The sequence below is a fragment of the Nostoc sp. TCL240-02 genome (assembly GCF_013343235.1).
GTDB lineage: Bacteria > Cyanobacteriota > Cyanobacteriia > Cyanobacteriales > Nostocaceae > Nostoc.
The window spans coordinates 7,051,476-7,065,796 of the sequence record NZ_CP040094.1 but is presented as its reverse complement, the minus strand read 5'-3'; the positions used below and the strand labels follow the sequence as shown (position 1 = coordinate 7,065,796).

13 protein-coding genes are annotated in these 14,321 nt (G+C 42.2%); 11 read left to right on the top strand and 2 right to left on the bottom strand.

Going from position 1 to position 14,321, the window contains the following annotated elements; genetic code table 11:
- Window positions 1–103: 103 nt before the first annotated feature.
- Together FBB35_RS30205 and FBB35_RS30200 are read right to left on the bottom strand one after the other, a co-directional pair.
- Window positions 104–1,609, bottom strand: a complete 1,506-nt coding sequence (locus tag FBB35_RS30205) for an NADH-quinone oxidoreductase subunit M (protein ID WP_174712693.1) — start codon at window positions 1,607–1,609, stop codon at window positions 104–106.
- A 137-nt stretch (window positions 1,610–1,746) separates the two neighbouring features.
- Window positions 1,747–3,603: an NAD(P)H-quinone oxidoreductase subunit F gene (locus FBB35_RS30200; protein ID WP_174712692.1), complete on the bottom strand. Its 1,857-nt coding sequence runs from the start codon at window positions 3,601–3,603 to the stop codon at window positions 1,747–1,749.
- A gap of 655 nt (window positions 3,604–4,258) precedes the next feature.
- On the opposite strand from FBB35_RS30200, the gene FBB35_RS30195 reads away from it, so the two are divergent.
- The 11 genes from FBB35_RS30195 (at window position 4,259) to FBB35_RS30145 (ending at window position 14,200) form a co-directional block, all read left to right on the top strand.
- The gene (locus tag FBB35_RS30195) at window positions 4,259–4,567 is read left to right on the top strand and encodes a carbon dioxide-concentrating mechanism protein CcmK (RefSeq protein ID WP_012410633.1); all 309 of its coding nucleotides are present in this window, start codon (window positions 4,259–4,261) and stop codon (window positions 4,565–4,567) included.
- 91 nt (window positions 4,568–4,658) lie between these two features.
- Window positions 4,659–5,003, top strand: a complete 345-nt coding sequence (locus FBB35_RS30190) for a carbon dioxide-concentrating mechanism protein CcmK (protein WP_010995041.1) — start codon at window positions 4,659–4,661, stop codon at window positions 5,001–5,003.
- A gap of 6 nt (window positions 5,004–5,009) precedes the next feature.
- Complete coding sequence (locus FBB35_RS30185; protein ID WP_012410634.1) at window positions 5,010–5,312, top strand: EutN/CcmL family microcompartment protein; 303 nt, start codon at window positions 5,010–5,012, stop codon at window positions 5,310–5,312.
- Between the two features lie 85 nt (window positions 5,313–5,397).
- Window positions 5,398–7,419 (top strand): ribulose bisphosphate carboxylase small subunit, encoded by a 2,022-nt coding sequence (locus tag FBB35_RS30180; RefSeq protein WP_174712691.1) that lies wholly within the window; start codon window positions 5,398–5,400, stop codon window positions 7,417–7,419.
- Window positions 7,420–7,558: 139 nt separating this feature from the next.
- The gene (locus FBB35_RS30175) at window positions 7,559–8,329 is read left to right on the top strand and encodes a transferase (protein WP_174712690.1); all 771 of its coding nucleotides are present in this window, start codon (window positions 7,559–7,561) and stop codon (window positions 8,327–8,329) included.
- Window positions 8,330–8,385: 56 nt separating this feature from the next.
- The gene (locus FBB35_RS30170) at window positions 8,386–9,183 is read left to right on the top strand and encodes a BMC domain-containing protein (RefSeq protein WP_174712689.1); all 798 of its coding nucleotides are present in this window, start codon (window positions 8,386–8,388) and stop codon (window positions 9,181–9,183) included.
- Window positions 9,184–9,424: 241 nt separating this feature from the next.
- The gene (locus FBB35_RS30165; RefSeq protein ID WP_174712688.1) at window positions 9,425–10,378 is read left to right on the top strand and encodes a LysR family transcriptional regulator; all 954 of its coding nucleotides are present in this window, start codon (window positions 9,425–9,427) and stop codon (window positions 10,376–10,378) included.
- Window positions 10,379–10,539: 161 nt separating this feature from the next.
- Window positions 10,540–12,168 carry a mucoidy inhibitor MuiA family protein gene (locus FBB35_RS30160; protein WP_174712687.1) on the top strand — a complete coding sequence of 543 codons (1,629 nt, stop codon included), beginning with the start codon at window positions 10,540–10,542 and terminating at the stop codon, window positions 12,166–12,168.
- Window positions 12,169–12,361: 193 nt separating this feature from the next.
- Entirely contained in the window at window positions 12,362–13,384 is a 1,023-nt protein-coding gene (locus tag FBB35_RS30155) for an IS4 family transposase (protein ID WP_174708137.1), read from the top strand.
- 284 nt (window positions 13,385–13,668) lie between these two features.
- Window positions 13,669–13,851 (top strand): hypothetical protein, encoded by a 183-nt coding sequence (locus FBB35_RS35210; protein WP_254625732.1) that lies wholly within the window; start codon window positions 13,669–13,671, stop codon window positions 13,849–13,851.
- An 88-nt stretch (window positions 13,852–13,939) separates the two neighbouring features.
- A complete protein-coding gene (locus FBB35_RS30145) occupies window positions 13,940–14,200 on the top strand; it encodes a hypothetical protein (RefSeq protein WP_174712686.1) in 261 nt (86 codons plus the stop codon).
- Window positions 14,201–14,321: the final 121 nt, after the last annotated feature.

The following is a 14,321-nucleotide window of genomic DNA, read 5'->3' as shown; positions in this document are numbered from 1 at the left end:
CGGCTTCGCTTAGGGCAAGTGGGCAAGGGGCAAGGGGAGAATGAAAAATTACTTTTTATACCCCCTGCTCTTTGCTCTCTACTCCCCTGCCTCTTCAAAATCTCTAATCCCCATTCCCCATTGCTTTTTCTAAGGACACTGCTACTACTACGTTTTGACTATTAACCATTGCTGTAATTGTTGGTTCAGTCCAGCGTGCTAACCAAGTGGGTTGAATGCCGAAAATCACAATCAGCACAGCTAAAATTGCAGCTGGTATGCGATCGCTCCAATACACACGTGGTAGGTTAGTAACTTGTGCAGACAAGCGTCCAAAAAAGGCGCGGTCGAGGAGTATTAAGAAGTAAACCGCAGTTAAGCCGGTTCCAAGCATTGATAGTAGGGTTTGTACTGGAAAAACTGCGAAGCTGCCCCGAAAAATGATAAATTCGGAAATAAACCCGACCATTCCTGGTATCCCAGCGCTGGCCATAACTCCCAAAACCATTAGGCTACCAATTACGGGCATACCTCGTTCTGGGTTCAGCAATCCTTGGAGAACATCTAAATCTCGGCTTCCGGCTTTTTTATACACAACTCCTACCAGCAAAAACAGCATGGCAGAAATCAAGCCGTGGCTAATCATCTGCATGACAGCACCTAACACAGTTAATGGTGTAGCCGCCGCCGTCGCTAATAGCACATAGCCCATGTGTCCAATGGAACTGTATGCTACCATTTTTTTCATATCGGTTTGAGCGATCGCGCAGGATGCACCATACAATACACTCACCACTGCCCAAGTCGCTAACCAAGGAGCCAGATAAGCCCAAGCTTCTGGTAACAAATTCATGCCAAAACGCAATAAGCCGTAGGTTCCCAACTTCAACAACACTCCAGCCAATAGCACAGAAATTGGTGTGGAAGCTTCAACGTGAGCATCTGGCAACCAAGTATGAAAGGGAACTAAGGGAATTTTAATCCCGAAACCGATCAAAATCCCCCCTAGCAGTAAAAGCTGTGTCGCTAAGGGTAAAGTTGTAGCGTTTAAGGTTGCGAGTGCAAAGTTAGAGGAACCACTCAGCCAAACCATGCCGAGGAAACTTGCCAAAATCAAGATTCCTGAAACGGCGGTATAAATAAGAAATTTTGTAGCCGCATAACCCCGCTTTTCCCCACCCCAAATAGCTATCAACAGATATAGTGGAATTAGTTCTAATTCGTAAAACAGGAAAAATAAAAGTAAATCCTGTGCCAGAAATGCTCCAGTCACCCCAGCGCTCAATAATAGTATCAAAGAGTAATAAAATTTAGGGCGCTGTAGAGATTCATCGCTACTGTAGATGGCAATAGAAGTTAACAGTCCATTCAAAACCAGCAGTGGCAAAGATAAACCATCAACTCCTAGGTTATAGTTTAAGCCTAAGACATCTATCCAAGGTACAGATTCAGCAAACTGTTGAGTGATTTCCCCTGGATGGAACTGAATTGCTAGTACGATTGTCCACAAGAAAGCGATACTAGCAAAGACCAAAGCCACCCCACGGGCAAATTTTCCACTGATGCCAGACGGCGAGAAACCAATTAAAGCTGCACCGATTAACGGCACTAGAATTAAAACACTAAGCATAGATAGAAGGGGATAGGGGACAGGGGATAGGGGATAGGGAAAGAAGGAGAAAATAATCATTCCTAACTCTTAACTCCTGTACAGACAAAGACTTTTTGCGTCTGTACTCCTAACTCCCAACTCAGCATTTAAGACTCTTAAAAAGGCAATTTATCCAGTAAACCCGATGACCAGCCGATGAAGAAAGCTAGGACGCTGACAACTGCTAAGATGGTCAACATATAGCCCTGAGATTGCCCAGAAATGCTGTACTTTAAAGTTTGTCCACCAAAAATTGTCGCAAACCCAACCAAGTTTACTAGACCATCGACTAAATAGCGATCGCTCCAAGCAGAAATTTTAGACAGCAGTGCGACTGCACTCACTACCGTTACGCGATAAACTCGGTCAATATAAAAATCATAACCTAATAAGTCTTGTACAAATCTCCATGCCAAGAATCTCGATCTTGACCAAGCTTTGTGCAGATAAACTGTAGAACCGACAACTACTCCTAGTACGGTAGAACCAAACAATGCTGATGCTACATACCAATTAATACTTTCCCAATTTGGTAGTAAGTACCATTGCTGTAGCATCAAAGGCAAAAGCAGAGTCAAGACTATGAGAGTTACCATCGGGAAGGCCATTTGCCAACCAACTTCTGGCGTGCGTCGGGTTTTTTGCTGCGGTTTACCCCAGAAGACTAATCTGAATACTCTAGTCAAGTTCAACGCTGTTAAGCAATTGACTAATAATAAAACCCCAATCACCCAAGGGCTAATATTTACGAAACCGTCAGCCCATCCTAGCATTGCCCAGAAGCCTCCCAATGGGAGAAACGTTACCATCCCCGCCGAACCGACAATAAAGGCGGTGGTGGTGGCTGGCATCCGCGACCAGAGTCCGCCCATTTCGGTTAAGTCTTGGCTTTGGGTAGTTAAGATGACTGAACCGGAACTCATAAATAATAATGCTTTAGCGATCGCATGAGTTAACAGCAACATCAAAGCCACACCCCCTTGCTGTAACCCCACCGCTAAAAACACTAATCCCATGTATGCACTAGTGGAGTGAGATAGCGATCGCTTAATGTCAATTTGAGCTATAGATACTAATGTCGCCCCAATTGCCGTTACCGTACCCATGATTACCAAGGCATTCAAGGCAACTGGTGACAGTGCTAACAATGGTTGAAATTTATACAGTAAATAAGCGCCACCAGCTACTACCAGTGAGTTTCGCATTACCGAAGCTGGGTTTGGCCCTTCCATCGCCTCATCTAACCAAAGGTGCAGGGGAAATTGGGCACATTTCCCAGCCGGCCCAGCAATTAACGCCAAACCCAGCAATGTTGATGTCACTGGGCTTAAATTAGCTGTTTGCGCCCACTCATATAAATCCGAAAAGTTCAAACTACCGGCTAAGTTGGAAAGCGTCACCGTAGCCATCAGCAGCAACAAGTCGCCTACCCGTTTAGTCCAAAATGCATCTCGCGCCGCCGTCACTACTAGCGGTTGAGCATACCAGAATCCCACCAGCAAGTAAGTTGAAAGCGTCAAAACTTCCAAAAGGGTATAGCTGAGAAACAAAGAATCGCTGATTGCTAGACCAGTCAGCGCTGCTTCAAAAAATCCCAGTAGCGCAAAAAAACGCGCCAGCGACCAGTCTTTTTCCATGTAACCCAGAGCGTAAACTTGTGCCAGAAAGCTTAAACCTGTGATTAAAACTGTCGCCCCAATACTGACTGCTGAGAGTTCCAATGTAAAAGATAAGTCTAAATCAGCAGCTTTGAACCACGGCACTAGTAACTTTTCTGGTTCTCTATCCCAAATGTTTTTGAATACAAACAGACTATGGACAAAAGCCACAACAGTTGTCAACAAGTTGATGTATGCCGCAGGTCTTGGCCCTGTTCGCTGAATTATTCCTATTCCCCAGGGCAACGTCAAAATTGCGCCTAATAAGCTATATAAAGGCACAAACCAACTTGTTGAAAATAGAAATTGATCCATTTAAATTTACCTTGAGGAATTAACCTTTATTTTAAAAAATCTTTCAGACAATTATTTAAAATAATTAATCTAGTAAAACATCAACATTTTTTTATTATTGTTTAAACTAAATTATCAAAAGTATTTTTACTTGAGTTTCCCCTCATAAACTTCGACAAAATATAACTTTACATACTCAAAAGCATTTACTTGCCTTAACCTTACCTCTGTTTTTACATTTGTATTTCTACTTTGAGCAGAGGAATTTATACGATATATATGAAAATATTATATACTTTTTACCTATTCGTTGTGCATACCACAAAATCACAAGAAATACAGATACAGCAAAACATACAGCCGCCGCTTCTTTCCCATTAGAGAGAATTAACCTTGGTTATGAATGTCGTTTTGTAAATGTGATAAAGAAATTATAAAGCATAAGTGGCTGCTCAAGTAATCAGTAAACTTTAATTACTCAGAATGCCCAGATAAATATTTGTTAAGTTTTTTAAAACTTTCTTATCATAAACTATTATAGTAATTTATGTTGCCAGGAACGCCAAGCTTTCCTATGCTTAAATTGGAAGTGTTTTCTTAGCTATAAGATCAGGCTCTCCCCGTCAAAAAATTCAGAAGACAGTACAGATTGCATTAATTTTGTAGGAGTTCTGCGATGCCAATTGCAGTTGGAATGATTGAAACGAAAGGCTTTCCAGCAGTTGTGGAAGCTGCTGATGCGATGGTGAAAGCCGCCCGTGTCACCTTAGTAGGGTATGAAAAAATTGGTAGCGCTCGCGTCACCGTGATAGTTCGGGGAGATGTATCGGAAGTGCAAGCTTCTGTAGCTGCTGGGGTTGAAGCGGCGAAAAGAGTCTTTGGTGGTGAAGTGTTGTCCACTCACATCATTGCTCGTCCTCACGAGAACCTAGAATACGTCTTGCCGATTCGTTACACAGAAGCTGTGGAACAGTTCCGTACCTAAAAGCTGTTTAAAAAAAGTAATTAACGCTCTTTGCTTTTTTGAGCATCACTTTTGTCCAAAGCTAAAAACAATAAAAAAGGGATTAAAACTAATGTCAATTGCAGTGGGAATGGTTGAAACACTGGGCTTTCCAGCAGTTGTAGAAGCTGCTGATGCGATGGTGAAAGCTGCTCGTGTAACTCTAGTAGGCTACGAAAAAATCGGCAGTGGTCGAGTTACCGTAATTGTTCGGGGTGACGTTTCGGAAGTACAAGCTTCCGTAGCCGCAGGTGTTGAATCAGTGAAGCGAGTCAACGGTGGACAAGTGCTGTCTACTCACATCATTGCTCGTCCTCACGAAAACTTGGAATACGTCCTACCAATTCGTTATACAGAAGACGTAGAACAATTCCGGGAAAATGTGAACGCAATTCGTCCTTTTGGTAGAAGACCGTAATTTTTAATGCAAGTCGCCAAAGTTCGCGGCACAGTAGTTAGCACCCAAAAAGATCCAAGTCTCAGAGGTGTGAAACTACTGTTGTTACAATTTGTAGATGAAGACGGAAACATCCTCCCACAATATGAGGTAGCAGCAGATAGTGTGGGAGCGGGTGTTGATGAGTGGGTACTTGTCAGTCGTGGCAGTGTAGCTCGTCAAGTTATTGGCAACGAACAGCGACCACTAGATGCAGTGGTAGTGGCGATCATAGATACAATTTATGTTGAAGATCGCATGATTTACAGCAAAAAAGATCAATATCGATAGTCATTGGTCATTAGTCATTAGTCATTAGTCATTACAAAAAGACAAATGACAACGGACAAATGACAATATAGGAGGAATCTAGACAATGGCAGTCCGCAGCACGGCAGCACCCCCAACTCCGTGGTCAAGGAATTTAGCTGAACCCGACATCCATAAAACTGCTTTTGTACATTCATTCTCCAATCTGATTGGGGATGTACGAATAGGTGCAAATGTAATCGTTGCTCCGGGGACTACGATTAGAGCGGATGAAGGCACACCTTTTTATCTTGGTGAAAACACCAATATTCAAGATGGTGTAGTCATTCATGGGTTAGAGCAAGGTCGAGTTATTGGCGATGACCAAGAGAAATACTCGGTATGGGTAGGTAAAAATGCTTGCATTACCCACATGGCTCTAATTCACGGGCCAGCTTATGTAGGCGATAATTCCTTCATAGGCTTTCGCTCTACAGTGTTTAATGCCAGGGTGGGTGCAGGTTGCATCGTAATGATGCACGCTTTGATTCAAGACGTAGAAATTCCCGCAGGTAAATATGTACCTTCGGGAGCGGTAATTACTAGCCAACAGCAAGCTGACCGCTTGCCAGATGTGCAAGAGCAGGATAAAGAATTTGCTCATCATGTGGTTGGGATTAATCAGGCACTACGAGCTGGTTATCTTTGTGCTGCGGATACCAAATGTATAGCACCCATTCGGGATGAGAACGCTAAATCTTATACAGGTAATGGTATTACTGTTTTAGAGTTGGAAAGGAGTAGTGAAGTGGCGAGCAATAGCTTGGGTGCAGAAACAATAGAGCAGTTGCGCTATCTATTGGAACAAGGATATAAGATTGGTACAGAACACGTAGACCAGAGACGGTTCCGCACAGGTTCTTGGACTAGTTGCCAACCAATTGAACCGAGATCCATCGGTGAAGCGATCGCAGCGTTAGAAAGCTGTGTAAGTGACCATAGCGGCGAATATGTCCGACTATTTGGTATTGATAAAGATAGACGACGTGTGTTAGAAAACATCATCCAACGCCCAGATGGTGATGCTAAACAAGCTACCAGCTTTAAAGCTCCTAATACTAGTCATAGCAATGGCACCAATGGCAGCTACAGCAGCAATGGGAATGGTAACGGCAGCAGCTCTAGCAGTGGTAAAGTCAATGGCGAAACTCTAGACCAAATCCGCCAACTTTTGGCAGGTGGTTACAAAATTGGTATGGAACACGTAGATGAGCGGCGTTTCCGTACTGGTTCTTGGACTAGTTGTAAGCCAATTGAAGGTACTTCCACCAATCAAGTAATTTCCGCCTTGGAAGAATGTATCGCCAGCCATCCAGGTGAGTATGTACGTTTAATCGGCATTGATACCAAAGCTAAACGGCGGGTATTAGAAGCGATTATCCAACGTCCAAATGGTCAAGTAGCCACCTCTGGTAGTCAGAAATCATCATTTACTAGCAGCAGTGGAGGCTCTGGAAGTGCTACGGCAACAGCTACCAGTAACCGTTTGAGTACTGAAGTTGTAGACCAACTCCGGCAATTATTGGCTGGTGGGTATAAGATTAGCCTTGAACACGTAGACGAACGACGGTTCCGTACAGGTTCCTGGACTAGTACCGGTCAAATTCAAGCCTCCTCAGAAAGAGAAGCGATCGCAGCTATAGAAGGGCACCTTAGTGAATACCAAGGGGAATATGTGCGCTTAATTGGTATTGACCCCAAAGCCAAGCGTCGGGTTTTAGAAACAATTATCCAACGTCCGAATGGTCAAATAGCCTCCTCTGGCAGTCAGAAATCATTTACTAACAGTGCGCCTTCTGCTACAGCTACAGCAACAGCTACCAGTAACCGCTTGAGTAGTGAAGTTGTAGACCAACTCCGACAATTATTGGCTGGCGGTTCTAAAATTAGCCTTGAACACGTAGACCAACGGCGTTTCCGTACTGGTTCTTGGACTAGCACAGGTCAGATTCAAGCCTCCTCAGAAAGAGAAGCGATCGCCGCCGTAGAAGGACACCTTGGCGAATACCAAGGGGAATATGTGCGCTTAATTGGTATTGACCCCAAAGCCAAGCGTCGGGTATTAGAAACGATCATCCAAAGACCATAGTAGGTAGTGGGGAATTGGGCATTGGGCGTTGGGCATTGGGCATTAATCAATAATTCTTCCTCCCCTGCTCCCCCTACCCCCCTGCCCCCCGCCTCCCCCGCTCCTCATCCCCACTCCGGCTTCCGAGGTTAAAATTTCCATGTCTGTGCTGTCACTGCGCCTCAGCAATAATTTTGATTCTTACATTAGTGGTGAGGTGACTATTCATCCAAGCGCAGTACTTGCACCTGGGGTCATCCTCCAAGCGGCTGAAAACAGCAAGATCGTAATTGGCCCAGGGGTCTGTATTGGGATGGGAGCAATTCTCCAAGTCCATGAAGGAACTCTAGAGGTAGAAGCAGGGGCAAATCTGGGAGCCGGTTTTTTGATGGTTGGCAAAGGCACAATTGGAGCAAATGCTTGCATTGGTTCAGCAACAACAGTTTTTAACTATTCAGTTGAACCTGGACAAGTAGTTCCACCTGGTTCAGTTTTAGGAGACACCAGTCGGCAAATTGCTCAAACAAAGCAGCCGGAAACATCTACAAATAACCCCACGGCTACAAGTGCGCCACCGCAAAAGGAAGAAGAAAATGGATCAGGAGAAGTTAAGGAAAAGGTAAGTTCTTCAACTAACTTCTCAGCTGCGGCTTTTGTGGATTTCAAACAAAATAAGTCAATTTCTTATTTTAAATCTCCAGCCACTCCTGAAAGCCAGCCTCCGCCAGTGGAGGAACCCGCGAAGGATGCTGAATCCCCCTTGCAAGAAGCCGTTCAAGAACCTACAAAACCTGACTCAGACCCCAATCAGCTAACTACAGAATCCCCCAACGGTTTCGGGACTCAAATTTATGGACAAGGGAGCATAAGCAGACTGTTGACTACATTGTTTCCTCATAGACAATCCTTGAGCGACCAAAATGACGATTAGTTCGAGTAAGTGTTAATTGTAAGTTGTCGGCTTTGTGATTATCTAGGAAAGTTCACATGGAAACATCTAATCAACGGTCTCTGAAAGGTATCGAAGGAACGAGTCATCGAGACACCTTCCAAGATACTGCTTTGGGTTTAGTTTCTACCCGCAGCTTTCCAGCAATAGTTGGGACGGCGGATATGATGCTGAAATCAGCAGGAGTCCATCTAGTTGGGTATGAAAAAATAGGTGGCGGTTATTGTACTGCGATCGTGCGGGGTGGCATTGCTGACGTGCGTCTGGCTGTAGAATCGGGTGTGCAAACGGCTGAACAGTTTGGTCAGTTGGTTTCTAGCTTAGTAATTCCCCGTCCTTATCCCAATCTAGATATAGTACTTCCCATCACAACCCGTTTTACTAAATTGATGGAGGAAGGCAATTCTAGCCGTCTGAGTAATCAAGCAATTGGTTTGGTAGAAACGCGAGGATTTCCAGCGATGGTAGGCGCGTGTGATGCCATGCTCAAAGCTGCTGATGTTCATTTAGCAGCTTATGAAAAAATTGGTGCGGGTTTGTGTACAGCTATTATTCGTGGTTCCGTAGCAAATGTGGCGGTAGCAGTGGAAGCGGGAATGTTTGAAGCAGAACGCATTGGAGAATTAAATGCAGTGATGGTAATTCCCCGACCACTAGACGAAATGGAGCAAACCTTGCCATTAGCAAGTTGCTGGATAGAAACACAGCAGCCTTTAAACTTGCCAGTGAACATTAAAGAACAAGTTGCCGAAATAGAAGTGCTAAGATTACCAGATTTAACTAAGCTACCTACAAAAATTGCAGAAGTTGTAGAAGAATTATGGAATGATGAATGATGATAGATGAATTTCGAAAAATCATCATTCATCGGGAAGTGGAAGGAATCTTACGCTTTTCTTGTTGTTTTGATAATAGCTTCTTCAATCTATAAATAAAATACCTTTATTTTAATAGAAGTAATAGAGTTTTATCTATAATAAAACTCGTAAATTTCTATTGGTATTGCTATACCATTTGCAACTGTTCAGTTAATACTAGTTTTATATCGATGAATAACTATATAGAGGAGAACCACCTTTGAAACAAGCGACGCTGCACCAGTTAAAGGTATTCGAGGCTGCGGCACGGCACAGTAGCTTTACGCGGGCTGCTGAGGAATTGTTTCTCACCCAACCTACCGTTTCTATGCAGATTAAGCAACTCACAAAATCGGTAGGGTTGCCATTATTTGAGCAAGTGGGAAAGCGGTTGTATCTCACCGAGGCAGGACGAGAATTATTTGCCACTTGTCGGCAGATTTTTGAAAATATAGCCCAATATGAAATGAAGGTGGCAGATTTAAAAGGGCTAAAACAGGGACAATTACGCTTGGCAGTGATTACAACAGCAAAATATTTTATCCCACGCTTGTTAGGGCCGTTTTGCGAACTTTATCCAGGGATTGATATATCTCTACAAGTAACGAATCACGAGCAAATTTTGGAACGGATGAGTCAGAATCTGGACGACTTGTATATTATGAGTCAAGTTCCAGACAATATGGATGTGACTTGTGAACCATTTTTAGAAAACCCTTTGATCGTCTTTGCACCAATTAATCATCCGTTATCTAAGGAAAAGAATATTCCGATCCAACGCCTGTCTAACCAACCTTTTATTATGCGAGAACCAGGTTCAGGAACTCGCCGCGCCGTCCAAAGTCTATTTGAAGAACAAGGGGTGACAGTAAAAGTCAAGTTAGAGTTGGGAAGTAACGAAGCAATTAAACAAGCGATCGCAGGTGGTTTAGGAATTTCGGTTTTATCTCGTCATACTTTACTATCAGATGTCTCCGATTTTAGTATTTTAGATGTCCAACACTTTCCCATTCAGCGAAATTGGTACATGGTTTACCCCGCAGGGAAGCAGCTATCTATCGTCGCTCGTGCCTATTATGACTATCTCCTGGCTGCTGCAAGAAATTTTGTAGATCAAAACGTTGATACTACTTCTAATATGCTTGAACCACTTAATGGATCAAATAATTCGTAATTACGAATTACGTTAGCGTAGCGGTAGCGAGTCCGCGTTCGCGCAGCGTCTCGTAGAGAGCGTCATTACGAATTACGAATTAACCCAAGGGGTTGACTCTTAGACCGACAACCATTGACAATTAACCAGCAGAATCAATTAAAAATGGGGGAAAACTGGCAATGGTTAACCCGGAAATACCATCTTGGCGCAAAACAGTACAAAGCGAGATTGTAGCTGTTACGGTGTATGCTGACAGAGCATTGGTTACACGACGGGGTGTAGTTGATTTAACAGGAATTGAACAGGAATTAGTAATTACACCAGTGCCAGAGACTCTAGAAACCGAGTCTGTCAGAGTTAGTGGTGCAGGCACAGTGGCAGTGCGTTTGATGGGAGTGAGTAGCGATCGCATTTACACCACTGAACCTGTGGCGGAGCGAGTCGCACATTTGACAAGGCAAATTGAGCAGTTAGACGCAGAAAAACGCCATCTACAAGCCCAAGTCGATGCTTTAACATTACAATCTAGTTTTATCGCCGGGTTACGCGAAAAAACCGAAGAACCCTTTGCACAAAGTTTGTCTCGGAAAAATCTCAGCCTGAGCGAAACTTTGGATTTTTTGAACTTTCTCGGAAGCCAGTATAGTGAATATGCGATCGCATCTGGAGAGTGCAAAACCCAACAGCAGGAATTAGACAAAGAACTGCAAGTACTCCGCGCCTCATTGCAAAAAATTCAAACGCCCCATCCCAAAGAGAGTTTGAGCATAGTTGTAGGAGTTGAAGTTACAGGTGAAGGCGAATTTGAATTAGAAGTGTCTTACATCGTAAATCGTGCCAGTTGGACTCCGCTTTATGACTTGCGCTTTAGCACTACCAGCGATCTTGTGCATCTGGGCTACCTTGCAGAAATCACTCAAAGCAGTGGCGAAGATTGGATTGGTGCAAATCTTACCCTTTCTACCGCTAAACCGGGATTAGGTACACTTCCACCTAAACTTGAACCTTGGTATATTGATGCGCCACGTCCACAAATGTTACGACAACGACGATTTGCTGCACAGCCACCATTGCTGCCTAGCATCGCAGAACCGCCTAGTGCTGCCAGAACAGATTGGCAAGAAGAAGACGAAGTTTCAGATGATGTTCTAATTCAAGCAGAACCTGTTACAGCAGAAGTATCCAAAGAAGGGAGTGTAGTTACCTTTAAATTGAATGGTGGCGGTAACATTCCCAGTGATGGCGCACCTCATAAAACTACGATTTTCAATGATGATTATCCTTGTAACTTTGATTATGTGGCAATGCCACGTTTGGTAAGTTTTGCTTATCTGCAAGCAAATGTAAAAAATAATCCCAATGGTGCGACTTTGTTACCAGGGAAAGCGAATATTTTCCGCAACAATGTTTTTATTGGGACAACTCAGTTACAGAATATTGCGCCAGGACAAGAATTCAAACTGAATTTAGGGATTGATGAAGGTTTGAAAATTGAGCGCGAATTAGTTGAACGTCTGGTAGACAAGAGACTAATTAGCAACCAGCGCCGGATTACTTATAGTTATCGATTGATAATTACTAACTTATTCGACAAAGAAGTAAATCTGAAAGTAACTGAACAATTGCCAATTAGTCGCAACGAGCAAATTAAAGTGCGTCTCAGCCGCAGTAATCCACAAATTCAACTGGGTGAAATGGGAATTTTAGAATGGCAGATAACTCTTCCAGCACAAGAAAAAAGGGAGATATATTACCAGTTCAATGTTGAACATCCGCCTGAATTAATGGTAGTTGGATTAGATATTTAAACAACATCACTAACAAGGATTTTGATTTAAAAAACCAAATATTAACAAGCATGATCGAGAATTGGGAGAATCTAAAGAATCAGATTGAAGCATATCTTCTGTTCCAGAAGTGTTGAATGTTAAGAAAAATCCGATAAAAATAGCCCAAAATATGGTAGTTTTGGGCTAAGGCTTAAAATATATTAGTTTGATTGTGATTATAAATTCATTTCCCAAAATTGTCAAAGATATACTGAAAAGCCTGCCAAAAAACGATTATCCAGTATTGAACAGTCGTCTGTTTTTTGAGTGCTGGCTATCCTATGCCCTGGATAACAGCTTAACAAGTATGCGAGATTTGTTTAACAGATTAAATAACAATTGTTTTGAGGTAGATATTTCTACTTTCTCTAAAGCAAATTTACATCGAAGCCAAAAACCTTTTCAAGAGATTTACCAAAAATTAAATGAATTAGTACAGAAGAAAGTTCAAAAAAAGTTACACAATAAATATGCAATTTGTCCAATAGATTCAACAATTATTACTCTCACAAGTAAATTGTTATGGGTACTAGGTCATCATCAAGTCAAGCTGTTTAGTTCCTTAAATCTCTCCACAGGAAGCCCAGAAGATAACTTCATCAATTTTGGACATGACCATGATTATAAATTTGGTTCCAAAATGATGTCTAGTCTCCCAATAAATGCTGTTGGAGTAATGGATAGGGGTTTTGCTGGATTAAAATTTATCCAAGAATTAGTACAAGAAAACAAATATTTTGTTTTGCGGATAAAAAACAATTGGAAACTAGAATTTGATGGCTCAAATGGATTGGTCAAAGTTGGTGCATCTGATGATGCTCAAGCTTATAGAGTAATTAATTTCTGTGATTTAGAGACAAAAACCGAGTTTCGCTTAGTGACTAATTTACCAGAGTCGGGAGATGCAGCTGTTCATGATGATGAAATTAGGGATATTTATCGATTACGTTGGGGAGTTGAATTGTTGTGGAAGTTTTTAAAGATGCACTTAAAACTTGACAAACTCATTACCAAAAACGTCAATGGTATTACCATACAAATTTACGTGAGCTTGATAGCCTATCTGATTTTACAGCTTTTATCTATTCCCGAACAATGGGGACATACACTATTAGATAAATTCCGCTATCTTCAATCTTGTATGTGTCAGAAAATCAGCTATGTTCATTGGTTTGAGGAGATGATGTTTTGCTGACTAATTTAAGCTTTTGAGACTTAGTGTAACTAATAATGTAAAGTTTTGTATCAGCATTCAACATTTCTGCTTCTGTTCATAGAAATCTCTGCTTCTGAACTAAGTAGTAGTGACAAAAAAAATCAAATACTGGAAGCTATCAAGCAACGTACTAAGGAAGAAAAACTACAGAAATACTTTAAGAGTCTGGCGATTCACCTAACGCTGAGTCACCACAGAGAATTCCAGACGAAGCATTAGTAGTTCGAGGAGGTCGCAATCGTCCAGAAGATATTAGGCGTGGAATGGGAACTCACCCCTGCGGAATTACTGGGATTTCTGTAGAATGTGCTTTAGGATTATCTGTAAAAGAACTGGCAGTAAATATTCCTCATGGGCAGGTTGGTGTTACAACAGTAGGTGAGGTTCGCAAAACAGAAGGAGATGTAATCCGAACATCAGGAAGAAGTCCACATCATGCTACCTGAAGTGGCTTAACCCCTGAAGAAATTAGCAATCTTCTTACGCCCACATATCCAAATCCAGCACGAGAACAATAGTTATTAGAGAAAGTTTATGAATACACCTAGAATCTTTGCTGATTTTCATAATGCTGATAATCAAGGTCGCCTACGTCTAAATTGTATTGGCACAGTTGAAGACCTAGCTCGTCAGAACATTGAATTACAAGACGGAAAATTGCTTACATTATACAGTGAGGATTTAGAAGTAGAGGGAGTGATACAGTATTCAACTGAAGAATACTTGTGGGTTGCTGCGATTGATTGGAATGCAATCAAGCAAATGGATGACCTTGCAGTTCAGGCAAAATACTAAATGTTTTGGTGTGACATAGCCAACAATTACACAGCAATGACTGGTCAATTTGTCAAATAAGTTGCAAAACCTATATGCGAAGAATAATTAGCTTAATATCGGTCAGAAGCGATCGCTATAG

What these genes read in the sequence shown, in the direction of transcription:
- FBB35_RS30205 (WP_174712693.1), bottom strand. Translation starts at nt 1,609, where the DNA reads ATGCTTAGTGTTTTAATTCTAGTGCCGTTAATCGGTGCAGCTTTAATT.
- FBB35_RS30200 (WP_174712692.1), bottom strand. Translation starts at nt 3,603, where the DNA reads ATGGATCAATTTCTATTTTCAACAAGTTGGTTTGTGCCTTTATATAGC.
- FBB35_RS30195 (WP_012410633.1), top strand. Translation starts at nt 4,259, where the DNA reads ATGCCAATTGCAGTTGGAATGATTGAAACGAAAGGCTTTCCAGCAGTT.
- FBB35_RS30190 (WP_010995041.1), top strand. Translation starts at nt 4,659, where the DNA reads ATGTCAATTGCAGTGGGAATGGTTGAAACACTGGGCTTTCCAGCAGTT.
- FBB35_RS30185 (WP_012410634.1), top strand. Translation starts at nt 5,010, where the DNA reads ATGCAAGTCGCCAAAGTTCGCGGCACAGTAGTTAGCACCCAAAAAGAT.
- FBB35_RS30180 (WP_174712691.1), top strand. Translation starts at nt 5,398, where the DNA reads ATGGCAGTCCGCAGCACGGCAGCACCCCCAACTCCGTGGTCAAGGAAT.
- FBB35_RS30175 (WP_174712690.1), top strand. Translation starts at nt 7,559, where the DNA reads ATGTCTGTGCTGTCACTGCGCCTCAGCAATAATTTTGATTCTTACATT.
- FBB35_RS30170 (WP_174712689.1), top strand. Translation starts at nt 8,386, where the DNA reads ATGGAAACATCTAATCAACGGTCTCTGAAAGGTATCGAAGGAACGAGT.
- FBB35_RS30160 (WP_174712687.1), top strand. Translation starts at nt 10,540, where the DNA reads ATGGTTAACCCGGAAATACCATCTTGGCGCAAAACAGTACAAAGCGAG.
- FBB35_RS35210 (WP_254625732.1), top strand. Translation starts at nt 13,669, where the DNA reads ATGGGAACTCACCCCTGCGGAATTACTGGGATTTCTGTAGAATGTGCT.
- FBB35_RS30145 (WP_174712686.1), top strand. Translation starts at nt 13,940, where the DNA reads ATGAATACACCTAGAATCTTTGCTGATTTTCATAATGCTGATAATCAA.